General features: G+C 50.0%; 19 protein-coding genes and 2 rRNA genes. 10 read left to right on the top strand and 11 right to left on the bottom strand.

What is annotated here, in order from left to right:
• Positions 1–21: 21 nt before the first annotated feature.
• The 10 genes from NST26_RS33270 to rpmH all read right to left on the bottom strand — a co-directional run bounded on the left by NST26_RS33270 (position 22) and on the right by rpmH (position 9,697).
• Positions 22–864, bottom strand: a complete 843-nt coding sequence (locus tag NST26_RS33270; RefSeq protein ID WP_036728055.1) for a ParB/RepB/Spo0J family partition protein — start codon at positions 862–864, stop codon at positions 22–24.
• Positions 857–1,618 (bottom strand): ParA family protein, encoded by a 762-nt coding sequence (locus tag NST26_RS33275; RefSeq protein WP_036728056.1) that lies wholly within the window; start codon positions 1,616–1,618, stop codon positions 857–859. The genes NST26_RS33270 and NST26_RS33275 overlap by 8 nt, the downstream gene beginning before the upstream one ends.
• 214 nt (positions 1,619–1,832) lie before the next feature.
• Positions 1,833–2,648, bottom strand: coding sequence for a nucleoid occlusion protein (gene noc, locus NST26_RS33280; RefSeq protein ID WP_036728058.1), 816 nt, complete (start codon positions 2,646–2,648; stop codon positions 1,833–1,835).
• Positions 2,649–2,985: 337 nt separating this feature from the next.
• Positions 2,986–3,708, bottom strand: coding sequence for a 16S rRNA (guanine(527)-N(7))-methyltransferase RsmG (gene rsmG, locus NST26_RS33285; protein WP_076081916.1), 723 nt, complete (start codon positions 3,706–3,708; stop codon positions 2,986–2,988).
• A 3-nt stretch (positions 3,709–3,711) separates the two neighbouring features.
• Positions 3,712–5,598, bottom strand: coding sequence for a tRNA uridine-5-carboxymethylaminomethyl(34) synthesis enzyme MnmG (gene mnmG, locus NST26_RS33290; RefSeq protein WP_036728061.1), 1,887 nt, complete (start codon positions 5,596–5,598; stop codon positions 3,712–3,714).
• Positions 5,599–5,613: 15 nt separating this feature from the next.
• Complete coding sequence (mnmE, locus tag NST26_RS33295; protein WP_036728062.1) at positions 5,614–6,990, bottom strand: tRNA uridine-5-carboxymethylaminomethyl(34) synthesis GTPase MnmE; 1,377 nt, start codon at positions 6,988–6,990, stop codon at positions 5,614–5,616.
• Between the two features lie 84 nt (positions 6,991–7,074).
• Positions 7,075–7,809: an RNA-binding cell elongation regulator Jag/EloR gene (jag, locus tag NST26_RS33300; RefSeq protein WP_339252651.1), complete on the bottom strand. Its 735-nt coding sequence runs from the start codon at positions 7,807–7,809 to the stop codon at positions 7,075–7,077.
• Entirely contained in the window at positions 7,806–8,744 is a 939-nt protein-coding gene (locus NST26_RS33305) for a YidC/Oxa1 family membrane protein insertase (RefSeq protein ID WP_209879294.1), read from the bottom strand. The genes jag and NST26_RS33305 overlap by 4 nt, the downstream gene beginning before the upstream one ends.
• 87 nt (positions 8,745–8,831) lie before the next feature.
• Positions 8,832–9,182, bottom strand: coding sequence for a ribonuclease P protein component (gene rnpA / locus NST26_RS33310; protein ID WP_036699878.1), 351 nt, complete (start codon positions 9,180–9,182; stop codon positions 8,832–8,834).
• A gap of 380 nt (positions 9,183–9,562) precedes the next feature.
• Positions 9,563–9,697, bottom strand: a complete 135-nt coding sequence (rpmH, locus tag NST26_RS33315; RefSeq protein ID WP_039295761.1) for a 50S ribosomal protein L34 — start codon at positions 9,695–9,697, stop codon at positions 9,563–9,565.
• Positions 9,698–10,456: 759 nt separating this feature from the next.
• Between rpmH and dnaA the strand changes: the two genes are divergently transcribed.
• The 6 genes from dnaA (at position 10,457) to gyrB (ending at position 16,780) form a co-directional block, all read left to right on the top strand.
• On the top strand, positions 10,457–11,803 hold the full coding sequence (dnaA, locus tag NST26_RS33320; protein WP_036699882.1) for a chromosomal replication initiator protein DnaA: 1,347 nt from the start codon (positions 10,457–10,459) through the stop codon (positions 11,801–11,803).
• A gap of 196 nt (positions 11,804–11,999) precedes the next feature.
• Positions 12,000–13,142: a DNA polymerase III subunit beta gene (gene dnaN / locus NST26_RS33325; protein ID WP_036728067.1), complete on the top strand. Its 1,143-nt coding sequence runs from the start codon at positions 12,000–12,002 to the stop codon at positions 13,140–13,142.
• A 47-nt stretch (positions 13,143–13,189) separates the two neighbouring features.
• Positions 13,190–13,420, top strand: a complete 231-nt coding sequence (gene yaaA, locus NST26_RS33330) for a S4 domain-containing protein YaaA (protein ID WP_036699885.1) — start codon at positions 13,190–13,192, stop codon at positions 13,418–13,420.
• Positions 13,421–13,440: 20 nt separating this feature from the next.
• Positions 13,441–14,559, top strand: coding sequence for a DNA replication/repair protein RecF (gene recF / locus NST26_RS33335; RefSeq protein WP_036728069.1), 1,119 nt, complete (start codon positions 13,441–13,443; stop codon positions 14,557–14,559).
• Between the two features lie 16 nt (positions 14,560–14,575).
• Positions 14,576–14,824: an extracellular matrix regulator RemB gene (gene remB / locus NST26_RS33340; protein ID WP_036728071.1), complete on the top strand. Its 249-nt coding sequence runs from the start codon at positions 14,576–14,578 to the stop codon at positions 14,822–14,824.
• 45 nt (positions 14,825–14,869) lie between these two features.
• Positions 14,870–16,780, top strand: coding sequence for a DNA topoisomerase (ATP-hydrolyzing) subunit B (gyrB, locus tag NST26_RS33345; RefSeq protein ID WP_209879303.1), 1,911 nt, complete (start codon positions 14,870–14,872; stop codon positions 16,778–16,780).
• Between the two features lie 98 nt (positions 16,781–16,878).
• Here the strand turns inward: gyrB and NST26_RS33350 are convergent, their stop codons facing one another.
• Positions 16,879–17,766, bottom strand: coding sequence for a YheC/YheD family protein (locus NST26_RS33350; RefSeq protein WP_340956923.1), 888 nt, complete (start codon positions 17,764–17,766; stop codon positions 16,879–16,881).
• A gap of 295 nt (positions 17,767–18,061) precedes the next feature.
• Here NST26_RS33350 and gyrA point away from each other — a divergent pair, with 295 nt between their 5' ends.
• From gyrA to NST26_RS33370, 4 genes are all read left to right on the top strand, one after another.
• Positions 18,062–20,608, top strand: a complete 2,547-nt coding sequence (gene gyrA / locus NST26_RS33355) for a DNA gyrase subunit A (protein WP_036728076.1) — start codon at positions 18,062–18,064, stop codon at positions 20,606–20,608.
• Between the two features lie 160 nt (positions 20,609–20,768).
• On the top strand, positions 20,769–21,869 hold the full coding sequence (locus tag NST26_RS33360) for an HD-GYP domain-containing protein (protein WP_036728078.1): 1,101 nt from the start codon (positions 20,769–20,771) through the stop codon (positions 21,867–21,869).
• A gap of 373 nt (positions 21,870–22,242) precedes the next feature.
• Positions 22,243–23,803 (top strand): 16S ribosomal RNA (locus tag NST26_RS33365).
• A gap of 250 nt (positions 23,804–24,053) precedes the next feature.
• Positions 24,054–26,979: ribosomal RNA gene (locus NST26_RS33370) — 23S ribosomal RNA — on the top strand.
• Together the 16S and 23S rRNA genes form the textbook arrangement of a ribosomal RNA operon.
• The last annotated feature ends 4 nt before the right edge of the window (positions 26,980–26,983 follow it).

The raw sequence follows: 26,983 nt of genomic DNA on the forward strand, positions 1-26,983 counted from the left end.
TCTTCGGTACAAATATCCAAATCAGTTCCCCAGCAGCTCCAGCAATCTTTCCAGGTCTTGGGCACTGTAATAGTTTAATTCGATTTTCCCTTTTTCCTTGCCTTGTTTAATTTTGACTGTTGTCTTGAATCGCTCCCGTAATACTTCCTCTACATTATCAATATAAGGATCACGTTTCACAACCTTGGCCTTAATTCCATTAGCCGGTTTGCGGTCGAGATTCTTCACTACCTCTTCCAGTTCTCTAACACTCCACTGAAGCTCCACACACTGGGCAGCCAATTGCTTGATGACCTCCGGATCTTTCAGAGCCACAATTGCCCGGGCATGCCCCATCGAAATTGTTCCACGTGAAACATAATCCTTCACTTCTTCCGGTAAGCTAAGCAGCCGCAAAAAGTTGGCGATATGCGATCTGGACTTTCCGACTTTAAGAGAAAGCTCTTCCTGAGTTAGTGAGAATTGATCCATCAGTCCTTGATAAGCAACCGCTATTTCCATCGCGTTAAGATTCTCACGCTGCAGGTTCTCGATCAGGGCAATCTCCATCACCTGCTGATCACTGAGGCTGCGGACCACTGCCGGAATCGTAGCTTTGCCGCAATATTGCGAGGCCCTGAATCTGCGTTCCCCGGCAATAATCTCATACCCTTTCAACACACTGCGAACAATGATCGGCTGGATCACACCATGCTGTCTTATGGATTCTGCAAGCTCCTGAATGGCCTCTTCATTGAAATCCTTGCGCGGCTGATAAGGATTGGCTCTAAGCTGCGTCAACGGAATCTCTACTACCTTATCGTCTTCATTGATTGACAGAGAAGGTATTAATGCATCCAAGCCTTTCCCCAAACGCTTACTCATAAGAGATCACTTCCTTTGCCAACTCTAAATATACTTCCGCTCCCTTGGAACGGGAATCGTAGGTAATAATTGACTGTCCATGTGAAGGGGCTTCGCTTAGGCGTACATTACGCGGGATAATCGTTCTGTATACCTTTTCTTGGAAATATTTTTTCACTTCTTCGATAACCTGAATCCCGAGGTTCGTCCGGGCATCCAGCATCGTGAGCAATACTCCCTCTATTTTGAGATGCGGATTAAGATTCTTCTGAACCAGTCTTACAGTGTTGAGCAGCTGGCTTAATCCTTCAAGCGCATAATATTCGCATTGTATAGGGATAATCACTGAGTCAGCAGCCGTTAGAGAGTTAATGGTAAGAATCCCTAATGATGGCGGGCAATCTATGATGATGTAATCATAATTCGCCTTCACTGCATTCAGTGCCTTCTTCAGCTTCAGTTCCCGCGATATCGTAGAGACCAGCTCGATCTCTGCTCCTGCCAGCTGAATGGTTGCCGGAATAATATGAAGGCCCTCAATCCGGGTCTCCTGTATTGTATCCTGCGGATCCACTTCATTAATAAGAATATCGTAAATGCAATTCTCTACATCCGCTTTGTTGACGCCAACGCCGCTCGTAGTGTTGCCTTGCGGATCAATATCAACAAGCAGCACTCTCTTCCCCAGAGTAGCCATGCTGGCACCCAGGTTCACAGAGGTTGTTGTTTTACCTACCCCGCCTTTTTGATTTGCTATGGCAATAATCTTGGACACTTATTTCACCTCGAATTGTTTAGAAAGAATCATCTTGTAGTTCTTAGCTGTTAACAGCATAATAATCTGGATCTACGGCATCACGTTTGCGGAGATGTAGGTAAATAAGCAAATAGACAACAACTTATCCTTAGAGTGTATATGTGATAACGTTCGGAGCTAGTCATAGAAAAGGCGGCCAACACCTCAGGGCCGCCTTCAGCTTTTGTTGCCATTATCGTTTTGGAATTTGGATCACAATCTCATAATGATCTCCGCGGTCATTCTCGGAGGTCTTAATCTCCATTCCTGAGCCGGTCACCATGTCTATAGATTGACGAATTGTATTAAGAGCGAGACGGACATCTTTGGTATAGGAGGTCCGTTTTGATTTTTTGGTCTGGGTAACGGCCTTGTAGAAGGCGATACGTGCTTCTGTTTGTTTTACATTCAATTCCTTGGAAATAACCTCAGCCAGAACCTTAAGCTGCATCTCCTCAGTGTCCAGCGACAAGAGCGAGCGTGCATGACGCTCGGTGATTTTCCTTTCCATTAAAGCAGTTTTGACCTGTTCAGGCAAATTCAGCAAGCGGATTTTGTTGGCAATGGTGGATTGGCTTTTGCCAAGCCGCTGAGCCAGACTCTCCTGGGTCAATTGATGCAAGTCAATCAGCTTCTGATACGCGATCGCCTCTTCAATAGAGGTTAAGCCCTCACGCTGCAAGTTCTCTATCAGTGCGATCGATGCAGCCTGTGAATCATTGAATTCGCGGACAAGTGCCGGAATGGTGTCCATGCCCAGCTTTTTAACTGCCCGCCAGCGTCTTTCGCCTGCAATAATCTCATACTGGGAATCACGCATACGCACAACGATCGGCTGGATCACGCCATGAGTTTTGATAGTCTGACACAACTCGTCGATCTTCTCATCATCGAAAATAGTCCGTGGCTGATACGGACTGCTGATGACCTCATGAACCGGGATTTGTTTGATCTCTTCTCCGCTGCTCCGCTCGGTAAATCCAAAAAGCTTGGTGAATTGTTCTTTCATTCCGTTCATAACCACCTAATTTCGTTATAGTACGATCATCTTAACCTTTCATGCGAAAAGCTTATCGTACAGCGTAAGAAAAGTAACCCTAAGTCATTCTAAGCCACTTCTCTTAAAAGACGGCCTGGCATTCATTCTGATCTTATCTATTAAAAGTCTTACTATATTATTCTATCACTTTTCTGCTAATAATCCTATTCTCCATAATGACCTATTTTTCCTGCACACCAGCCTGAACTAGAGCAGCTTTCCGCACAAATAAAAAGACCAAGCTCATCAAAGATGAGCTTGGTCCACTATAACAGAAGACTGTCAAATGTTGTTTCACGTGAAACAATTAGATGAGCGGCGACTTCGCAGGTACGCCGGGCTTGCGCGGATACTTGGACGGTGTGGCCCCAGTCTTACGTACAAGAATGATATGCCGGGAAGATTCTTCCACCGGCAGACTGAAGGATTCTACCTTGTGCAGTTCAGCACGCAGCTCCTTGAAGCTGCGCTTGGCTTCTTGGAGTTCCTCCGTCGGATCGCTCCCCTTCATGGCAGCGAAGATGCCGTCCTTGCGGGTGAATGGCAGACAGAATTCATTCAGAAGCGATAAACGGGCCACCGCACGGGCAGTAACTACATCATAAGCATCCCGGTGAACAAACTGTCTGGCCACATCCTCTGCCCGGCCGTGAATGAGCTGTACACCCTTCAACCCCAGGGTATCACAGACATGCTGCAGGAAGGTGATCCGTTTGCTAAGTGAATCCACAATCGTCAGCTTAAGATCCGGGAAGCATATTTTTAGCGGAATACCAGGGAACCCTGCCCCTGAACCAATATCAGCAAGACTCTTCGTCTCCTGCATATTCACGTAGAAGGCTAAAGATAAAGAATCATAGAAGTGCTTGGTATATACCTGGCTCCGCTCTGTGATCCCGGTTAGATTCATCTTCTCATTCCAGGAGACCAGCTCCTGATAATAGAGTTCAAATTGTTCAAGCTGCTTCATTGAGAGTTCCAGCCCATGCTCCTTGAGCAGGTCGGTGAACTCAGCTACCGTTGTATCCATAGGTTATCCTTTCGCCGCTGTTACACGGTTATAGTGCTCCAGATAGACCAGCAGAATCGAGATATCTGCCGGGGTAACGCCTCCGATACGCGAAGCCTGCCCAATGGAGATGGGAGCGATTTTGGTCAGCTTTTGCCGGGCCTCCATTGCCAGTCCATGAATCTCATTATAGTTGATGTCGTCTGGAATCTTCTTCTTCTCCATCTTCTGAAGCTTCTCCACATGCAGAAGCTGTTTCTCAATATAGCCGGCATACTTAATCTGAATCTCCACCTGCTCCTTCATCTCTTCATCCAGCTCTTCTGGAGAAGGAGAGATCAGATCCACGAAGCTGTAGGCTAGCTCAGGGCGGCGCATTAAGGTCAGCAGATTGCTTCCGTCAACAATCGGTGCAGATCCATAACTGGCTAGCGCTTCATTCACTTGAACCGGTTTGACCTTTGTCTCCTGCAGACGGATAATCTCACGGTCGACCCGGCCCTTCTTATCAAGGAAGGCTTCATAGCGCTGCTCTGTAATCAGCCCAATATCATAGCCGATTGGCGTCAGGCGGAGATCCGCATTATCATGACGGAGCAGCAGCCGGTATTCCGCACGGGAAGTCAGCAGGCGATAAGGCTCATTCGTTCCCTTAGTGACAAGATCATCGATCAGAACGCCAATATAACCCTGTGAACGATCCAGCACGACCGGCTCTTTCTCCTGTACTTTACGCGCTGCATTGATACCGGCAATAACCCCCTGCCCTGCCGCTTCTTCATAGCCGGAGGTACCGTTGATTTGTCCCGCAGTGAATAGTCCCGGCAGACGTTTGGTTTCCAGAGACGGCCAGAGCTGCGTCGGAACCATGGCATCATATTCAATGGCATAGCCGTTGCGCATCATCTCTACCTTCTCCATACCGGGAATAGACCGCAGGACCGCCAATTGCACATCCTCAGGAAGACTTGTCGACAGACCCTGTACATAGTATTCCGATGTGTTTTTACCTTCCGGCTCCAGGAAGATCTGATGCTGTGATTTATCACTGAACCGGACAACCTTATCTTCAATGGAAGGGCAATAACGCGGACCCGTTCCTTCAATAATACCCGTGAACATCGGCGCCCGGTGCAGATTGTCATTAATGATCTGGTGAGTAACCGGGGAGGTGTAGGTCAGCCAGCAAGGCAACTGCTCATTATCCGAGGATTTGGTTTCAAAAGAGAAGAATTTCAGCTTCTCATCGCCCGGCTGGATTTCTGTCTTGGAGAAATCAATCGAATCCTTGTGGACACGCGGCGGCGTTCCGGTCTTGAAGCGGACCAAATCGAACCCCAGTTCGCGCAGATTCTCGGACAGGCGTACGGACGGCTGCTGATTATTTGGTCCGCTCTCATATGTCAGCTCACCCATGATCACTTTGCCGCGCAGGTAGGTTCCCGTTGTCAGAATAACGGTCTTGCTGTGATACACCGTCCCTGTCTTCGTCACCACTCCGGCGCAGCGTCCGTCTTCGACGATCAGCTCCTCCACCATCCCCTGGCGCAGAGTCAGGTTAGGAGTCTTTTCCATCGTTTCTTTCATTGCGTGCTGATAGAGGAACTTGTCGGCTTGTGCACGCAGAGCATGAACCGCAGGCCCCTTGCCTGTATTAAGCATTCGCAGTTGAATGAAGGTCTTGTCTATATTGCGGCCCATTTCTCCGCCGAGTGCATCAATTTCACGCACCACATGGCCCTTGGCGGGTCCGCCAATCGATGGATTACATGGCATGAAGGCCACCATATCCAGGTTAATTGTGATCATCAGTGTGCGGCAGCCCATCCGTGCAGCAGCCAGAGCTGCTTCGCAGCCGGCATGACCGGCGCCGATGACGATAACATCATAGCTGCCTCCATCATAATTCATAACGGTTCCCCCTTCTTATTTGCCCAAGCAGAATTGCGAGAAGATCTGGTCCAGCAGCGAATCCGCCGCCGTATCTCCAATAATCTCCCCGAGCTGCTCCCAGGCCAGACGTACATCAATCTGTATCATATCTATAGGAATCAGCATCTCCGCTGCTTCATAGGCATCCTGTAGTGATTTATGTGCCTTCTTAAGCAAGGCTATATGCCTTACATTGCTTACATAAGTCAGATCGCCAGATTCCAGCTTGCCTCCGAAGAATAGTGCGGAGATCGCCTCTTCCAATCTATCGAGTCCTTCCTCTTCCAGCACCGACATCGGTACAATACTCGCTTCAGCGAAAAAGGAGCGCAGCTTCTCCGTGTCCAGACGGGACGGTAAGTCCATTTTATTCATGATGACCAGCGCTTGTCTACCGTGGATTTGTTCCATCAGTGCCAGTTCATCCTCATGAAGCTCCTCATTGGCATTCAGCACCAGCAGAATCAGATCCGCATCGCTGAAAGCCGCCTTCGAACGTTCCACACCGATTCTCTCCACCACATCCATCGTCTCACGGATACCAGCAGTATCCAGCAGCTTCAGCGGGATATTATTAATCGTTACATACTCTTCTATCACATCACGCGTTGTTCCCGGAATGTCGGTCACAATCGCCTTGTTGTCGCGGGCAAGCGCGTTCAGCAGTGAGGACTTCCCGACATTGGGCCTGCCCACAATAGCTGTCGTAATCCCTTCGCGCAGAATCTTTCCTTCATTGGCGGTTCGAAGCAGCTTATCTATGCCTTGCATAACCTCTTGACTCTTATCCTTGATGAAATCGGCAGTTAAGGATTCCACATCATGCTCGGGGTAATCAATATTCACTTCTATATGGGCCAGTGTCTCAATTAGCGTGTGCCGAAGCTCATGAATACGTGCGGATAACGAGCCGCTAACCTGCTTGAGGGCAACCGAGAAGGCCCGGTCCGACTTGGAACGAATCAGATCAATTACGGCCTCGGCCTGCGAGAGATCAATCCGTCCGCCCAAAAAGGCACGCTTTGTGAACTCTCCCGGCTCGGCCAGCCGGATGTCCTGCTGCAGCAGCAGATCCATTACTCTTCTTACAGAGATTACACCGCCATGAGCGCTGATCTCCACCACATCCTCCGTGGTAAAGGAGCGTGGTCCCTTCATGACGGTTACCAGTACCTCTTCCAGCTGTTCCCCGTCCTGCAGACTTACGATATGTCCATAATGCACCGTATGAGAATCAGCTTCCGTAAGGGGGATACGGCTTTTGAACAAAGGGGCCACTTGGGGGATTGCCTGCGGTCCGCTAACCCGGATGATGGCAATACCGCCCTCGCCCAAGGCTGTCGATACAGCGGCAATAGTATCACTAAGCATGTTTGTAATTCACCTCTGGTTTTGGTCTCTTCAAAAAAACAATGACTCCTCGCATAGGTCAAGGAGTCATTGCGGCATATGGTTCTACTTCAAAGTTATAACGACGCGGCGGTTCGGCTCTTCACCCTTGCTGAGGGTGTTCACCTGCTTGTGATCCTGTAATCTGGAATGGATGATCTTGCGTTCCTGCGGCGACATGGGCTCAAGGACCACCTCTTTGCGGGTCCTCACCACACGCCCGGCCAGACGGTCAGCCAGCTCCTCCAGTGTCTTCTTGCGGCGCTCCCGGAAGTTCTCTGCATCCAGCACGAGCCGGATGAAGCTGTCAGAATACCGGTTGGCCACAATATTAGCCAAATACTGCAAAGCATCGAGAGTTTGTCCTCTTCTGCCAATCAGCAGCCCAAGCTCCGGACCGGAAATTTGCAGAACAGTAGATTCCTTGGCATGAACGATTTCAACTTCCACCTCAAGCCCCATGCTCTTGGCGACATCTTCAATGAAATGAACGGCCTGACCGTATGCTTCTTCTACCGGGTGTCCGGAATCCTGGCGCGGTACACCGCTGATCGCCTCTGTATTGCTCTCTCTTGTTGTCTGCTGAGACAGTAGCGGAGCACTCGCCGCTGATGCCGGTGCGGCTTCCGGGATTAAGGTCAATTCCACCTTGGCACCCTTCGCACCGATCAATCCAAGGAATCCTTTTGACGGCTGTTCAAGTACGTTGACCGTTACCCGGTCCTTGTGAACTCCAAGCTGATTAAGTCCCCGTTCTACAGCTTCTTCAATGGTTTTCCCTGTCGCGACGACTTTGCTCATTTTGACTTTTTGACCCCCTTCTTCCCATTGCTTCCGTTTCCTTTAGCAGCAGGAGTTACATCTTTGCGGGCGTTAGAGTTGCTGTTCTTGCTCTTCGTCAGGTTAACATCCTTAGCCTTGCTGTTGCCTGCACTCACCGTAGCGCTGGCAGCGGCAAGTGCTGCTTTGTGCTTATCATTGTTGCGGTACAAGAAGTAGTTCTGAATGATGGTGTACAGATTGCTATAGAACCAGTACAGCGGAAGTGCAGACGGGAAGTTGTAGGACATGATGAAGATCAGAACGGGATATACCATCATCATGAACTGCATTGGACCCTGCTGTTGTACCGGGTTCATTTTGGTCATCATACGGGTCTGGATAAATGTCGTAGCAGCGGCAAGGAGCGGCAGGATGAACAGGTGATCGGGTTTGCCGAGCTGCAGCCACAGGAAGTCATGTAATCTAAGATCCGGATTGTAGTAGATCGAGTTGTATAGGGCAATGAAGATTGGCATTTGCACGATCAGCGGCAGACAGCCCGCCATCGGATTGACCTTGTTCTCTTGGAACAGGCGCATTGTCTCCTGCTGTACCTTTTCGGGCTCATCTTTATATTTTTTCTTAATCTTCTCAAGTTCCGGCTGAATTGCCTGCATGGCACGTGAGCTCTTCACCTGCTTAATCGTAAGCGGAAGAATCAGCGTGCGGACAATGATAACCATTACAAGAACGGCTAGGCCATACTGGCCATTGAACCATTTCGCAAAAGTATCCAGGGCAATGGCGAAATAATACACAACATTACTCTGCCAGAAGCCTCCATTTTTCAAATCCTCCGTAGTGTGCGTCACTGTTGTCGCAGACGGAGAGCATCCCGACAGAACAGCAATCATTAGAACCATTAACCCGAGGAGAAGAAACATTTTTCCTCGCTTAGTCTTCATTAGAGACACTTCAAAACCCCTCTCATAAACATTCCATTGCACCGTAAATCATAACATAATTATGGATACAAATAAACAAGCCCTCTTCAGGCTCTTTTACTTGCGTAAAGCCTTGAGCAGCTTGGCTTTGCGCAGCACATGCAGCACGCTTTTCTCCAGTTCGGCGTAATCCTTGGAGAGCGCTCCTTTTCGGACAATGAAAACGATATCCAAATTGCCGGCAATTTCCGCCTCGTGGTGACGGACAATCTCCTTGACCAGCCTTCTCATCCGGTTGCGGACTACGGCATTCCCGACCTTCTTGCTGACGGATATGCCCACCCGGAATCGTTCCACTTCTCTTCTGGGGAACCAATACACCACATACTGATGATTCGCAAATGACTTCCCATGGCGGTATACGCGGCTGAAGTCGGCACGGTTTCGTAATCGTAAACTTTTGTGCACGGAAATCTCCTATTCAAATACCGGAATTGCTCCAGGCTCCGGAATTTCATCTTCTAATTAGTATTGTCATTCAAGGGAGACCATAAACAGTTACTGCGCCGGCCCTGGAGATCCCCTGCCAACAAACATAGACAGCTTGTGGAAGCTACAATCTAGTGAAATTGAATTCTTATATCTTTAAAAAAAGCCCCGCAGTAGCGTTAACATCCCCTGCAGAGCCTATCGTTTATTGTTGCAGCAGCAGAAGTAATGCGTGGGTTTCTGCTCACTGAGCATCATCCCATTCTGCGCTATATATAGTAGAGAAATAAAAACAGCTGATGCATTCTGCAAATAAAGCGTAAAAAAGGACCACAGCAGTGGTCCCAAAGTGGCCTATCTTACGCACTCAAAACTTTTCTGCCTTTCAAGCGGCGGGCTGCCAGCACTTTGCGGCCGTTTTTCGTGCTCATTCTTTTGCGGAAACCATGCACCTTTTTGCGTTTACTCACATTTGGTCTGAACGTCGGTCTCATGTATTGCACCTCCCTTACAGGAACATAATTACTGTCATATAAGCAGAAACGGACTAAGCCGTCCTTAAAGTAGGGACAGTATCTACAAGTATTATCAATTTAATTTGGAGACATATCCTCACAGAAAACACCTTTATATATTTAAACACATTAATGCGCCAAAAGTCAACCATGTCTCTTTCTCCCTCTTTTTCCGGCTGCTCCACTTTTGCCCCCGTTTTTTGGGACCAGCCGGAATCCGGAATCTTATCCCCAGCGTGTCCCGCTTCTTCACTAATCCTAACCCTAACCGCTTATCCACAAAGGAATACATCCAAAATAATAATCCACAGGCTTGTCCAGTTATCCACCTGTGATTAATTCCGGGCGGATTTTGCTCACAGGTGAGCACAACCTGTGTATAAAAAAATTGCCGCAGTCGCGGAAATTGTCGAACGGTAAACAAATTATCAACAATATGTAGTGGTGTGCCTAAAAATTATACACAAGTGATTGAATTTGTGGATAAAATGGCGTCGCTCATTGAAAAATAAGGGGCGTTTTGCTATGATAGTATTACTTTTGAATGTGAATAGATTTGTTTGTTCAATAAATTATCAACAAGCTGTGGATAAAGTTGTGAACAATTCAAATTTATCCATATTTTTTTGTCTCTTGAAGTTGCATACTGGGGATAAGATTAATCGCCAACCCATTTTCTTCGACATTTCCACTTCATGGCTGATGCCACATTTGGAAGATTTAAAGGAGTGACAGTCTGTGGACAGCCATACTTCCGAATTATGGCAGCAAATATTATCGATTATTCAAACCAAACTAAGCAAGCCGAGCTTCGATACCTGGTTCAAGGCCACCAAGGCCATGACATTCAATTCCCAGGCTCTTATCATCTCGGCGCCTACAACCTTTGCCGTAGAATGGCTGGAAAGTCGCTATACCAAACTGGTAGGAGCAACGGTATATGAAGTTACCGGACAGCAAGTGGAAGTCAAATTTGTCATTGAGGAGAACAAGCCCTCTGAGCCTGTGGTTCAGCAAAGTGCGCCCACTCCCGTTGTTTCGCGCGAAGAGGCACAGACACATTTGCTCAATCCCAAATACACCTTCGACACATTCGTGATCGGCTCAGGCAACCGTTTTGCGCATGCAGCCTCCCTTGCTGTAGCCGAAGCGCCGGCCAAAGCCTATAACCCTCTGTTTCTGTATGGAGGCGTAGGTCTCGGAAAGACTCACCTTATGCATGCGATCGGCCATTATGTGCTGGAGCATAACCCCAACAACAAGGTGATTTACATCTCCTCCGAGAAATTCACGAATGAATTCATCAACTCCATCCGTGATAACCGCGGCGAAAGCTTCCGCAACAAGTACCGCAATGTTGACATTTTGCTGATTGACGACATCCAATTCCTGGCCGGCAAGGAGTCCACGCAGGAGGAATTTTTCCATACGTTCAATGCTCTTCACGAAGAACGCAAGCAAATTATCATCTCTAGCGACCGGCCTCCCAAGGAAATTCCTACTCTGGAAGAACGGCTGCGTTCCCGGTTCGAATGGGGACTGATCACAGATATCCAGCCCCCCGATCTTGAGACGCGGATTGCCATTCTACGCAAGAAGGCCAAGGCGGAGAACCTGGATATCCCGAACGAAGCCATGATGTACATTGCCAACCAGATCGACACGAATATCCGGGAGCTTGAAGGCGCGCTGATCCGTGTAGTGGCTTATTCTTCCCTGACGAACCAGGATGTGACGACACATCTGGCAGCCGAAGCGCTGAAGGATATCATCCCTTCGAGCCGTCCGAAGATGATCACCATTAACGATATTCAGCAAAAAGTCGGTGAATACTACAATTTGCGCATGGAGGACTTCAAAGCGCGGAAACGCACGAAGGCTGTGGCTTTTCCAAGGCAGATTGCCATGTATCTCTCCCGCGAGCTGACGGATTATTCGCTTCCTAAGATCGGCGAGGCCTTCGGAGGACGCGATCATACGACCGTTATCCATGCCCATGAGAAGATTACGCAGCAATTAAAGGTGGACCAGGAGCTCTATAAAGTGGTAAATAATCTTTCGGAGAAAATTAAAAATCCTTCCTAAGAGGAACAAAGAGCCTATACACAATCTATACACATGTGGGTAGGCTTAATTTTATGCTGTTTAGCCACTTATCCACATAAACGGAGCCCCTACTACTAATACTATTAAATAACTATAATAATTCATCTTCTAAGAGCAGGTTTCAAAGAGCATTTACGTACACCCATTTCCCAATTTTTCAGCTAGGAGTGAAATCATGAAAATCAGCATTCTCAAAAACGAGCTTAACGAATCCATCGGCCATGTCTCCAAGGCAATCTCCAGCAGAACAACTATCCCTATTCTGACCGGTATTAAGTTTGAGGTTAGCCATCAGGGCGTTACACTGACTGCAAGTGATACGGATATTTCCATTCAGTCCTTCATCCCTGCCGAGAATGACAGCCAGACGATCGTCAAGGTAGAGCAGCCGGGCAGCGTAGTGCTTCCCGCCAAATTTTTCGTAGAGATTATCAAGAAGCTTCCCTCCAAAGAAATTCACATGGAAGTCAAGGAAGGCTTCCAGACCTACATCTCCTCCGGCTCTACGGAGATTCAGATTGTGGGCCTCGATCCTGAAGAATTCCCTGTTCTGCCAAGCATTGAAGAGAATGAAACCATCTCCATGCCCGGTGATTTGCTGAAGAATATGATCAAGCAGACTGCCTTCTCCATCTCCACCCAAGAGACCACACCGATCCTGACAGGCATTCTGTGGAATCTGGCCGACAATGAATTCAAGTTCACGGCTACCGACCGCCACCGGCTCGCAACCAGAGCTGCACACCTGGAAGGCACAGAGAATATCCAGTTCGCGAATATTGTCATTGCCGGCAAAACGCTGAACGAGCTGAGCAAAATTATCCCTGATCAGAATATGCTGGTGGATATTGTCGTCGCCGATAACCAGGTGCTGTTCAAAATCGACAAAGTGCTGTTCTATTCGCGGATTCTGGATGGCATTTATCCGGATACTTCTAGAATTATTCCAACCACCTACAAAACAGAACTAACTTTGGACACAAAAAAATTAAGCGAATCGATTGACCGTGCTTATTTGCTGTCCCGCGAAGAGAAAACGAACATCGTCCGGATGCAGACCCTGGAAAACGGTGATGTGGAGATCTCTTCCAGTTCCTCCGAGCTGGGGAAGGTCCGTGAAGAGCTGGAAGTTATCGATTTCAAAGGCGAGCCGCTGCGCATCTCCTTCAACTCCAAATATATGCTCGATGTGCTGAAGGTGGTGGAGAGTGAGCAGCTCGTGATCGCCTTCACCGGCATGATGAGCCCGATTATTCTCAGACCGCTCGATGAGAGCCGCAGCCTGTATGTGATTCTGCCGTACCGGACAACTAATTAACGCCCTGTTCATGAACATGTGGATAAGTGGCTGAGAGGATCAAAAACATGAAAAAAATAGTTATCCACAGTGGATATATTAAGCTCGACCAGTTCCTGAAGCTCTCCGATTGTGTATCCACAGGGGGAATGGCTAAGGCACTGCTGCAGGAAGGGCATGTGCAGGTGAACGGTGAGGTAGAAGAACGGCGTGGCCGGAAGCTCTACCCGGGTGATACAATCGAGGTACAGGATAACGGCGTCTTTGAAGTTGAGGGCGGCGGCGTCAAGGAGGAGTAACCCTAAGGAGGAACAGGCTCTTGTTTGTCAAAAATATCGGACTGCAGGATTACCGCAACTATGGGCTGCTGCGTCTTGAGCATCTGGGCGATGTGAATCTCATTCTCGGACAGAACGCCCAGGGCAAAACCAATCTCATGGAGGCTTTGTTTGTCCTTGCGATGACCAAAAGCCACCGGACCTCCAAGGACAAGGAGCTGATCTCCTTCGATGCCCCGGCGGGCTCCGCACAGATTGTTGCTGAAGTAGAGCGCAAATACGGAGATCTTAAGCTGGAGCTGACCCTGTCCCCGCAGGGCAAGAAGGCCAGAATTAACGGACTGGAGCAACGGCGGCTCAGTGAATTCGTAGGCTCGCTGAACGTTGTAATGTTTGCTCCGGAGGATCTGGAGATTGTTAAAGGCACCCCGGGCATCCGGCGCCGGTTCCTTGACATGGAGATTGGCCAGGTTCAGCCGAGCTACCTGTTTCATCTGCAGCAGTACCAGAAAATCCTCCTCCAGCGGGGCAATTTGCTGAAGCAGTTATGGGGCAAGGAGGCTGGCGGCCGGGAGCTTCTGGACATCTGGGATGCCCAACTTGTAGAACATGGTGTTAAAATCGTTAAAAAAAGGAAACAATTCATAAAGAAGCTGCAGATATGGGCAGAAAGCATCCACCGGGGCATCACAAACGGCGGAGAAGAGCTCAAGCTGCTCTATGTCCCCTCCTTTGGTGAGCGTGAAGAGGAAGATGAAGCTGTCTTATTGGACAAATTTATGTTAAAGTTATCACAAACAAGAGATCAGGAAATCAGGCGCGGCATGACGCTGACGGGTCCCCATCGGGATGACCTGTCCTTTTTTATCAACGGAAGAGAAGCTCAGGTCTACGGTTCCCAAGGGCAGCAACGTACGGCAGCTTTATCGCTCAAGCTGGCGGAAATTGAACTGATCCATGAGGAGATCGGAGAATACCCTGTGCTGCTTCTTGATGATGTTTTGTCCGAACTTGATCCCTATCGTCAGACCCAGCTTATCGAAACCTTTCAGAGCAAGGTGCAGACCTTCATCACTGCCACCGGTGTTGAGGGACTGAACGCTGATAAACTAAAGGGTGCAATCCTGTATCATGTTCATGGCGGCAAAGTGGGGTTATAAAGAGCGGAGGAAGACCATGTATATTCATTTGGGCGGAGAAAAAATTATTCGATCCTCAGAGCTGATTGCTATATTTGATATATCGATTGAGAAGTCCTCCAAGGTATCGAAGCAGTTTATGACTCATTCCCAGCAGGATAAGAAGCTGGAACGCATTGGTGAAGAGGAAGCGAAGTCTATTGTCGTGACCAGGAATACTGTCTACTACTCCCCGATCTCCTCCTCCACTCTCAAAAAAAGAGCCAAGATCTTGTTAGAAATATAGGTTTCGTAAGTTACAAGAGATAATCTGAAAGAAGTAGGTGAAGGCATGTCAATGAATCAACCGACATATGATGAGAGCCAGATTCAGGTACTGGAAGGGCTGGAAGCAGTTCGGAAACGTCCCGGCATGTACATTGGCTCCACCAGCTCCAAAGGTCTGCATCATTTGGTCTGGGAGGTTGTCGATAATAGTATCGATGAGGCGCTGGCAGGTTTTTGCGACCGGATTCAAGTCATAATTACTGAAAATAATAGTGTGACTGTTATTGACAACGGGCGGGGAATTCCTGTCGGTGAGAACGTCAAGCTGAAGAAGTCCACGCTTGAAGTGGTCATGACTGTCCTGCATGCAGGCGGTAAGTTCGGCGGCGGGGGTTACAAGGTGTCCGGCGGTCTTCACGGCGTGGGGATCTCTGTGGTTAACGCTTTGTCCGAGAAGGTAGTAGTGACCGTCAAGCGTGACGGGCATGTCTACCAGCAGGAGTACAACCGCGGCGTGCCGCAATATGACATCAGAGTGATCGGGGATACAGAGGAGACGGGGACCACCACCACCTTCCACCCGGACCCGGATATTTTTACCGAAACCACTACTTTTGAATACTCCACGCTCCTTACCCGTATCCGAGAGCTGGCCTTCCTGAACAAGGGCATTGAGCTGTCACTGCTGGATGAACGGACCGGAGTCAACAATACGTTCAAGTATGAAGGCGGTATTGTGGAGTATGTGAAATACCTTAACGAGAAAAAAGAAGCTCTTCATGAGGATCCGATCTACGTGGAAGGCTCACGGGATATGATCGCGGTTGAAGTAGCTCTCCAATATAACGATTCATATACAGAGAATATCTATTCATTCGCCAACAATATCAATACCCACGAGGGCGGAACGCATGAATCCGGCTTCAAGAGCGCTTTGACGCGGATCATTAATGATTACGCACGCAAGGCCGGCGTGATCAAGGATAGCAGCCAGAATCTGACCGGTGATGATGTCCGTGAAGGTCTGACGGCGATTATTTCCGTCAAAATCCCTGAGCCGCAGTTCGAAGGCCAAACCAAGACCAAGCTCGGCAACAGTGAAGTCCGCGGGATTGTAGAATCACTGTTCGGCGAGAAGCTGCAGGAGTTCCTGGAAGAGAATCCTGCCGTCTCACGCAAGGTGCTGGAGAAGTCATTGCAGGCTTCCCGTGCCCGTGAAGCGGCCAAAAAGGCCCGTGAGCTGACCCGCCGCAAAAGTGCGCTTGAAGTCAGCGCCCTGCCGGGCAAGCTGGCGGACTGCTCCTCCAAGGATGCGTCGATCAGTGAGCTGTACATCGTCGAAGGTGACTCGGCAGGCGGATCAGCCAAGCAAGGCCGGGACCGTCATTTTCAGGCGATCCTGCCGCTGCGCGGTAAGATTCTGAACGTCGAGAAGGCCCGGCTGGACCGGATCTTGTCCAATGCGGAAATCCGGGCGATTATCACCGCACTCGGAACCGGGATTAGCGATGATTTCGACCTCTCGAAGGCGCGTTACCACAAGGTTGTCATTATGACGGATGCGGACGTCGACGGCGCCCATATCCGAACACTGCTGCTGACCTTCTTCTACCGCTACATGCGGAAGATTGTTGACGCAGGGTATATCTATATCGCCCAGCCGCCGCTCTTCAAGATCGAGCGCAACAAGGTTGTGCGCTATGCACAGACCGAGAAGGAGCGCGATGAGATCATTGCTGCCTTTGGTGAGAACGTGAAGGTTAATGTTCAGCGCTACAAAGGTCTGGGTGAGATGAACGCCGCTCAGCTGTGGGACACGACGATGGACCCTGAGAGCCGCACCATGCTGCAGGTGACCATTGAGGATGCCATGCTGGCGGACAGCATCTTTGATACCCTGATGGGTGACAATGTCGAACCGCGCCGTGAATTCATTCAGGAGCATGCGCAATCGGTTAAGAACCTGGATATTTAAGCCGCACATAGCGAACCTCCGGATTATCCCTTGCGGATGAAGCCGGAGGTTTTTTAGTAATACAGAGGTTATATAGTCTGCCGTTTGAATACATAGAGCTAGAAGTTCGATATTCGCTTACGGCGGCTGGTCACGGACTTCCGGTTAGGCTTCAACCGTCCATAGGCCACAGCGTAACGGTGGATTTTGCGGTAAATAGCTTTGTTCGGGAATAATTTGAAGACAATGATGGAGGGTAAGGTGTTTACTTCAAGCAGCCATAGATCGTGATGCTGGTCTATGGCGACATCAAGCCCCAGCTCCTTAAGGCCTGGATAAGCCGTTTCGAGCTGCGCGCCGATTCGGACGCCCAGCGATTTGAGCTGCTGGGTAGTTGCAGACATTTCGTCAGAGGTCATATGCTCCTTGAACAAGGCACCTACCGGAAAAACACTGCCCCCGCTGTGATAATTCGTGATCACCTTCTGCGGTGCGGCGACCCGGCCAAGCATGCCTGTAGTCTCCCAGCTGCCCTGGGGATTCTTTTGGGTAAGCACCCGCAGGTCGAAGGGGCGCTCCTGATGCTGCAGCAGATCAATGCCCTGCTGGACCAGATAGCTGCGGTCTTTAATCCGGGGCACCAGTGCGGCATGAAGCTCTTCAGGGCTATTAAAGACCTCGGCGTCCTTCGCATACCTGAGAATATACATCAGCTTCGGCTCTGCCGGTACTTCTGCTTCAATGCCTGCAGCTGCTGTCTCCGGTTCACCGGTCTCCGGCTGCTGCCCGCTGGGACTTAAGTGTACAACCCTCTGCTCGGCTCTCATCACTCCGCTGCCATAGGTTCCGCGGTCGGGCTTTATATATACCGTGCCATGCAGATGCAGCATTTCTTTCAGATCCTCCAGGCCGTATTTGCGCGTTTCCGGAATATAGACCGAGAGCTGACGGTTTTGCAGAATGACTTTCGTTTTTGCCCATTTGCTGGACACGCGTTGAATCTTCATGTTCTGCCTCCGTTTCTTTACGCATAGCGAATTTTCAGGACAAGAAAGCAAAATAATGTTATAATATAAGGATATGAGATTATGCTTTTTGGGACGAAAACAGGGGCATGAAGCCAATTCTCTTGTCTCTACAGTCTATGTACTGAAGACAGCAGCGGAGAGGGCGTATACCCTTATCCGTACTAAAAGAAAATCAATATAGACGATAACAGGCTATCATGTTTAATTGTGCTGGTTTTGTGAAAGTAATATAATATAGGGTAGCGGTTTTTAACTGAAGGAGGTCCACCAACTCATGGCTGAACAAAATAACCCGCAAGTCAAAGATCGGGACATTGGCGTGGAAATGCGCGAATCCTTTATGGATTACGCAATGAGCATCATTGTAAGCCGGGCTTTGCCGGATGTGCGGGATGGACTTAAGCCTGTTCACCGACGCATTTTGTTTGCAATGTCGGAACTTGGTATGTCCTCGGATAAGCCACATAAGAAGTCAGCGAGAATCGTCGGTGAGGTTATCGGTAAGTATCACCCACACGGTGACTCAGCAGTCTATGAAACAATGGTACGTATGGCACAGGACTTCTCCATGCGCTATATGCTTGTAGACGGTCATGGTAACTTCGGTTCCATAGACGGAGACATGGCGGCTGCAATGCGTTATACAGAAGCACGTTTGTCCAAAATTGCCGGAGAAATGCTCCGTGACCTGAACAAGGAGACCGTTGACTTCGCGCCCAACTATGACGGTGAAGAGAACGAGCCTGTAGTCTTGCCGGCGCGTTATCCCAATCTGCTGGTCAATGGTGTAGGCGGGATTGCGGTGGGGATGGCAACCAACATTCCTCCGCATAACCTCGGTGAGGTTATTGACGGTGTGCAGGCGATGATCAAGAATCCTGATATTACGCCTATGGAGCTTATGGAATATATTCAAGGCCCGGATTTCCCGACGGCCGGATATATTCTGGGCCGTGAAGGCATCCGTCAGGCCTACCGCACTGGACGCGGATCGGTTACCATGCGTGCCAAGGCGACAATTGAAGAGAATAACGGCAAGGCCCGGATTATTGTGCATGAGCTTCCTTACCAGGTCAACAAAGCCCGGCTCGTGGAGAAGATTGCGGAGCTGGTGCGTGAGAAGCGCATCGAGGGAATTACGGATCTGCGTGATGAGTCTGACCGTAATGGAATGCGCGTAGTGGTTGAAATGAGACGGGATGTGAATCCGAGTGTGGTACTCAACAATCTCTACAAGCATACTTCTATGCAGTCCACCTTCGGGATCAACATGCTGGCTATTGTCAACAATGAACCGAAGACTCTGAATCTGCGCGATGTGCTATATCACTATCTGCAGCATCAGATCGAAGTCATCCGCCGCCGGACGATCTTCGACCTTAAGAAGGCGGAAGCACGGGCGCATATTCTGGAAGGTCTGCGTATTGCCCTGGATCATCTGGATGAGGTCATTGCCCTGATCCGCGCCTCACGCACTACCGACATTGCCCGGGAAGGTCTGATGGAGACCTTCAGTCTAAGCGTAGAGCAGGCCCAGGCGATCCTCGATATGCGGATGCAGCGTCTGACCGGTCTGGAACGCGAGAAGATCGAAAACGAATATAACGAGCTTTTGGCCAAAATTGCCGAATACCGTGAGATTCTGGCCAATGAGCATCTTGTGCTGGATATTATCAGCAATGAGCTGCAGGAGATCCGGGATAAGTACTCCGATGACCGCCGTACAGAAATTACCGTTGGGGAAGAAAGCATCCTTGACGAGGATCTGATTCCGCGTGAAGAGGTTGTTATCACGATTACCCACACCGGTTACATCAAACGTCTTCCGGTCAACACCTACCGCAGCCAGAAGCGCGGCGGACGCGGTGTCATCGGGATGGACACCAAGGACCAGGACTTTGTGGAGCATCTCTTCGTGAGCAACTCCCATAACTACCTGATGTTCTTCACTGATAAGGGTAAGGTGTACCGGATTAAGGCCTATGAAATTCCGGAGCTTGGACGGACTGCCCGGGGAACGCCGATCATCAACCTGATTCAAATCGAGCAGGGCGAGAAGATCAGTGCGGTCATCCAGGTGGAAGAAGCGGACAGTGACAAGTACCTGTTCTTCGCTACCCGCGAGGGAATTGTGAAGAAGACGCCTCTGGAAGATTACAACAACATCCGTAAGGGTGGCCTGATTGCAATCAATCTCCGTGAGGAGGATTCACTGATTGAGGTGAAGCTGACAGACGGTGAGCAGAATCTGATTATCGGTACTGCACGCGGAATGTCGATTACCTTCTCGGAGAATGATGTGCGTTCCATGGGCCGCAGCGCTACCGGGGTTAAGGGAATCACGCTTGATTCCAATGACCATGTTATTGGCATGGACTGCGTAGACCAGGAGCTTGAGGTGCTGATCGTAACCACCAAGGGCTATGGTAAGCGGACACCTGCTGCTGACTACCGGTCCCAGACCCGCGGCGGTAAAGGCATCAAGACCATTAACCTTACGGATAAGAACGGGCCGGTTGTCGGGCTGAAGGTCGTCAAGCAGGACGAGGATCTGATGATTATTACGACCAGCGGTACCCTGATACGTACCAGCATGGACGGAATATCCACCATGGGCCGTTATGCGCAGGGCGTTAAGCTGATTAATATCCGTGAGGATGATGCTGTAGCTACACTGTGCAGAGCGGACAAAGAGGATGAAGAGCTGTCTGAGCATGAGGATGGCGAAGACATTCAAGGAGTTCCTGTAGAAGACGAAGGCGAGATGGAAGCTAGCCAGTCTGAAGCGGATGCCGTGAACGAAGACGATAGCCTCGAATAAGGATGGCAGGAGAGCATGGGTTTCTGATGTATAGAAATCCATGCTCTTTTTTTATATTCTATTAACTGATGAACGGGGAATTCTCTATCTAGCCGCTTCCCGGGTTCCATACTATAATTAGAGCATCATAGGTGTCACCGACATAAAGGGGCTTGGGCTAATGCCAAACATATCCGTTGGAGAGATTAAAGCGGGTTCAAAGATTATAAAGGATGTAATTACTCCTTTAGGAGGAGTATTGTTCGGGAAGGGCAAAATCATTCTCCCCCGGGATATTGAGATTTTGCAGGCTTTTTTGATCGGACAGGTTGAGATTGAAGGGGCACAAGGGGAAGACAAATCGGCAGAGAGCGCTAAACCGGCAGTGAAGCAGCAAGCGGCTAAGGCGGGTGCTCTGATTAATGAGTCGGTGCTGGCCAAGAGTAATTCTCCGCTTCACGATGAGTATGAGAAAATGCTGGTGCTTATCAAGCAAAGCTACCGTGCAGCGGCCGCAGCGGCTCTTCCGATCTTCGAACTGCGGAGTCAACTGGAGCTGCTGATTACCCATTTGAAGGATTATCATGTCTTAAAGTTTGCGCCGCGTGTGCTGATTGACCAGGAATATAACTATCATAATGCGGTCTTGTCTGCCCTGACCTCCTATCGAATTGCCCAGTGGTGCGGATATCCGCAGAAGGACTGGATGCAGGCTGCTTTTGCCGGCTTGCTGCACGATATAGGTAACATTAAGGTAGACGAAGCGCTGCTGCAGAAGCCAACCCCTCTAAGCGGTGCAGAGATTGACGAGGTACGCAGGCACACTACATACGGTTATCAGCTGCTGCGCAATGTTACAGCCATTAACGAAGGGGTTAGACTCGCCGCCCTGCAGCACCATGAGAAGATAGATGGTTCAGGGTATCCACTTAGGCTGGATGGCAGCCAGATTCATTTCTACGCCAAGATTGTGGCAGTCGCCGATATCTTTCATGCCATGACGCTGGGAAAAGCCTACAGAAAGGCACAGTCGCCTTATCTGGTATTGGAGCAGCTGCAGAAGGAGAGCTTCGGAAAGCTCGATCCGGTAATCGTACAGACCTTCATTCAAAAGACGACAGACCTATATAACGGTACACGGATACGGCTCAGCGATGGGCGTCATGGGGAAATCATCTTTACCGATCGTAACAACCCGACAAGACCCATGGTTCAGGTTGAAGGAAACATCGTTAATCTGATCAATGAACGGGAGCTTCATATTCAAGAAATTATTGCTTAAGCACGCGGACAGAGGAGTAGAGCTATGCTAACTTGCTTGCCGGGTTAGGGCCGGTTAGGGGAAGCGTAGCTTTAGATAATGATTTAGAAATAATGCTTGCAATGAATGTCTATCCGTGATATATTCTATTTCTGGCCGCGAAACATCAAGTCCTGGCTCGAACAAGAAGATAAAAAAAGAGCTTGCATTGATCGGCTGGATGTGATATATTATAAGAGTTGCTGGTGACGACAACATCGTCGCTAACAACGAGCTTGATCTTTGAAAACTGAACAACGAGTGAGTATCGGAGACCGCTTCGGCGAGATCCAAAAATGAGAATGTAAATTCTCGTCAGATGTTTCAAAATGAGCAATCGCTCTTTCTAAATACCAATTTGGAGAGTTTGATCCTGGCTCAGGACGAACGCTGGCGGCATGCCTAATACATGCAAGTCGAGCGGAGTCTGAAAGGAAGCTTGCTTCCTTTCAGACTTAGCGGCGGACGGGTGAGTAACACGTAGGCAACCTGCCCTCAAGCCTGGGATAACTACCGGAAACGGTAGCTAATACCGGATAATTTCTTTTTTCTCCTGAGAGAAGAATGAAAGGCGGAGCAATCTGCTGCTTGGGGATGGGCCTGCGGCGCATTAGCTAGTTGGTGGGGTAACGGCTCACCAAGGCGACGATGCGTAGCCGACCTGAGAGGGTGAACGGCCACACTGGGACTGAGACACGGCCCAGACTCCTACGGGAGGCAGCAGTAGGGAATCTTCCGCAATGGGCGCAAGCCTGACGGAGCAATGCCGCGTGAGTGATGAAGGTTTTCGGATCGTAAAGCTCTGTTGCCAGGGAAGAACGTCCGGTAGAGTAACTGCTGCCGGAGTGACGGTACCTGAGAAGAAAGCCCCGGCTAACTACGTGCCAGCAGCCGCGGTAATACGTAGGGGGCAAGCGTTGTCCGGAATTATTGGGCGTAAAGCGCGCGCAGGCGGTTATTTAAGTCTGGTGTTTAAACCTTGGGCTCAACCTGAGGTCGCACTGGAAACTGGGTGACTTGAGTACAGAAGAGGAAAGTGGAATTCCACGTGTAGCGGTGAAATGCGTAGATATGTGGAGGAACACCAGTGGCGAAGGCGACTTTCTGGGCTGTAACTGACGCTGAGGCGCGAAAGCGTGGGGAGCAAACAGGATTAGATACCCTGGTAGTCCACGCCGTAAACGATGAGTGCTAGGTGTTAGGGGTTTCGATACCCTTGGTGCCGAAGTTAACACAGTAAGCACTCCGCCTGGGGAGTACGGTCGCAAGACTGAAACTCAAAGGAATTGACGGGGACCCGCACAAGCAGTGGAGTATGTGGTTTAATTCGAAGCAACGCGAAGAACCTTACCAGGTCTTGACATCCAACTAACGAAGCAGAGATGCATCAGGTGCCCTTCGGGGAAAGTTGAGACAGGTGGTGCATGGTTGTCGTCAGCTCGTGTCGTGAGATGTTGGGTTAAGTCCCGCAACGAGCGCAACCCTTGACTTTAGTTGCCAGCAGGTGAAGCTGGGCACTCTAGAGTGACTGCCGGTGACAAACCGGAGGAAGGTGGGGATGACGTCAAATCATCATGCCCCTTATGACCTGGGCTACACACGTACTACAATGGCCGGTACAACGGGAAGCGAAGCCGCGAGGTGGAGCCAATCCCAGCAAAGCCGGTCTCAGTTCGGATTGCAGGCTGCAACTCGCCTGCATGAAGTCGGAATTGCTAGTAATCGCGGATCAGCATGCCGCGGTGAATACGTTCCCGGGTCTTGTACACACCGCCCGTCACACCACGAGAGTTTACAACACCCGAAGTCGGTGGGGTAACCCGCAAGGGAGCCAGCCGCCGAAGGTGGGGTAGATGATTGGGGTGAAGTCGTAACAAGGTAGCCGTATCGGAAGGTGCGGCTGGATCACCTCCTTTCTATGGAGAATCGTCTTCTGCAATGAAGACATTCAAATCGGAAGCTTTGCTTCCACAATAGAACCCTTGGGTTCGAATACTCACTCGTTGGTCAGTTTTGAGAGTTTAAGCTCTCAAGTAAGAAACTTGATCCTTGAAAACTGGATACCGAAACGAATTTGCGTTTTAGAACATTCCTTTAAGCTGAACTTGTGTAAACAAGTTTTGAATTAATGGCGATGCTAGCGATTTTCCTTAGGGAAAACACATTGGTTAAGCTACTAAGAGCACACGGAGGATGCCTAGGCGCCAGGAGCCGACGAAGGACGTGGCGAACAACGAAACTGCCTCGGGGAGCTGTAAGCAAGCTTTGATCCGGGGGTGTCCGAATGGGGAAACCCAGCTGTGGTAATTCGCAGTTACTCATTTCTGAATACATAGGAAATGCAGAGGCAGACCAGGGGAACTGAAACATCTAAGTACCCTGAGGAAGAGAAAACAATAGTGATTCCGTCAGTAGCGGCGAGCGAACGCGGAACAGCCTAAACCAAGGGGCTTGCCTCTTGGGGTTGTGGGACGTCTCACATGGAGTTACAAAGGAATATGGTAGGCGAAGAGGTCTGGAAAGGCCCGCGATAGAGGTAAAAGCCCTGTAGCCCAAACTGTGTTCTCTCCGAGACGGATCCCGAGTAGTGCGGGGCACGTGAAACCCCGTATGAATCCAGCAGGACCATCTGCTAAGGCTAAATACTACCTGGCGACCGATAGTGAAACAGTACCGTGAGGGAAAGGTGAAAAGCACCCCGGAAGGGGAGTGAAATAGAACCTGAAACCGTGTGCTTACAAAAAGTCAGAGCCCTCTTTATGGGTGATGGCGTGCCTTTTGTAGAATGAACCGGCGAGTTACGTTTAATATGCAAGGTTAAGGTGAGAAGCCGGAGCCGCAGCGAAAGCGAGTCTGAATAGGGCGACTAAGTATGTGGACGTAGACCCGAAACCGTGTGATCTACCCCTGTCCAGGGTGAAGGTGCGGTAACACGCACTGGAGGCCCGAACCCACGCATGTTGAAAAATGCGGGGATGAGGTGGGGGTAGCGGAGAAATTCCAATCGAACTCGGAGATAGCTGGTTCTCCCCGAAATAGCTTTAGGGCTAGCCTCGGTGAATGGAGTGGTGGAGGTAGAGCACTGATTGGGTGCGGGGCCCGCAAGGGTTACCAAGCTCAGTCAAACTCCGAATGCCATTTACTTCTTGCCGGGAGTCAGACAGTGAGTGCTAAGATCCATTGTCAAAAGGGAAACAGCCCAGACCATCAGCTAAGGTCCCCAAGTGTGTGTTAAGTGGGAAAGGATGTGGAGTTGCACAGACAACCAGGATGTTGGCTTAGAAGCAGCCACCATTGAAAGAGTGCGTAATAGCTCACTGGTCGAGTGACTCTGCGCCGAAAATGTAACGGGGCTAAACACACCACCGAAGCTATGGCTAGATGCGTTGCATCTGGGGTAGGGGAGCGTTGTATGTGGGTTGAAGGTGTACCGTAAGGAGCGCTGGACAGCATACAAGTGAGAATGCCGGTATGAGTAACGAAAAGATCAGTGAGAATCTGATCCGCCGAAAGCCCAAGGTTTCCTGAGGAAGGCTCGTCCGCTCAGGGTAAGTCGGGACCTAAGGCGAGGCCGACAGGCGTAGTCGAAGGACAACAGTTTGAAATTACTGTACCACCGTAATCCGCTATGAGCGATGGGGTGACGCAGGAGGGTAGTGACGCGGACTGATGGATGTCCGTCTAAGCAGTGAGGCTGGTGTGCAGGCAAATCCGCACATCGTTAAGGCTGGGCTGTGATGGGGAGCGAAAATTATAGTAGCGAAGGTCATGATCTCACACTGCCAAGAAAAGCCTCTAGCCAGGAGAAGGTGCCCGTACCGCAAACCGACACAGGTAGGCGAGAAGAGAATTCTAAGGCGCGCGGAAGAACTCTCGTTAAGGAACTCGGCAAAATGACCCCGTAACTTCGGGAGAAGGGGTGCCTCGGTAGGGTGAATAGCCCGAGGGGGCCGCAGTGAAAAGGCCCAAGCGACTGTTTAGCAAAAACACAGGTCTGTGCGAAGCCGCAAGGCGAAGTATACGGGCTGACGCCTGCCCGGTGCTGGAAGGTTAAGGGGAGCGGTTAGGAGCAATCCGAAGCTGTGAACCGAAGCCCCAGTAAACGGCGGCCGTAACTATAACGGTCCTAAGGTAGCGAAATTCCTTGTCAGGTAAATTCTGACCCGCACGAATGGCGTAACGACTTGGGCGCTGTCTCAACGAGAGATCCGGTGAAATTTTAATACCTGTGAAGATGCAGGTTACCCGCGACAAGACGGAAAGACCCCATGGAGCTTTACTGCAGCTTGATATTGAATTTGGGTACGATCTGTACAGGATAGGTGGGAGCCGTGGAGGCAGGAGCGCAAGCTTCTGCGGAGGCGCCGTTGGGATACCACCCTGATCGTATCTAGGTTCTAACCTAGTGCCCTCATCGGGTACGGGGACCGTGTCAGGCGGGCAGTTTGACTGGGGCGGTCGCCTCCTAAAGAGTAACGGAGGCGTTCAAAGGTTCCCTCAGAATGGTTGGAAATCATTCGCAGAGTGCAAAGGCATAAGGGAGCTTGACTGCGAGACCTACAAGTCGAGCAGGGACGAAAGTCGGACTTAGTGATCCGGTGGTACCGCATGGAAGGGCCATCGCTCAACGGATAAAAGCTACCCTGGGGATAACAGGCTTATCTCCCCCAAGAGTCCACATCGACGGGGAGGTTTGGCACCTCGATGTCGGCTCATCGCATCCTGGGGCTGAAGTAGGTCCCAAGGGTTGGGCTGTTCGCCCATTAAAGCGGTACGCGAGCTGGGTTCAGAACGTCGTGAGACAGTTCGGTCCCTATCTGTCGTGGGCGCAGGAAATTTGAGAGGAGCTGTCCTTAGTACGAGAGGACCGGGATGGACGTACCGCTGGTGCATCAGTTGTTCCGCCAGGAGCATGGCTGAGTAGCTACGTACGGACGGGATAAGCGCTGAAAGCATCTAAGCGTGAAGCCCCCTCAAGATGAGATTTCCCAGTATGTAAGACCCCTTGAAGACGACGAGGTAGATAGGTTGGAGGTGGAAGTGCAGCAATGCATGGAGCTGACCAATACTAATCGGTCGAGGGCTTATCCAAAAAA

Origin of the sequence: Paenibacillus sp. FSL R7-0128, from assembly GCF_038002245.1 — a bacterium.
Taxonomy (GTDB): domain Bacteria; phylum Bacillota; class Bacilli; order Paenibacillales; family Paenibacillaceae; genus Paenibacillus_AQ; species Paenibacillus_AQ silagei.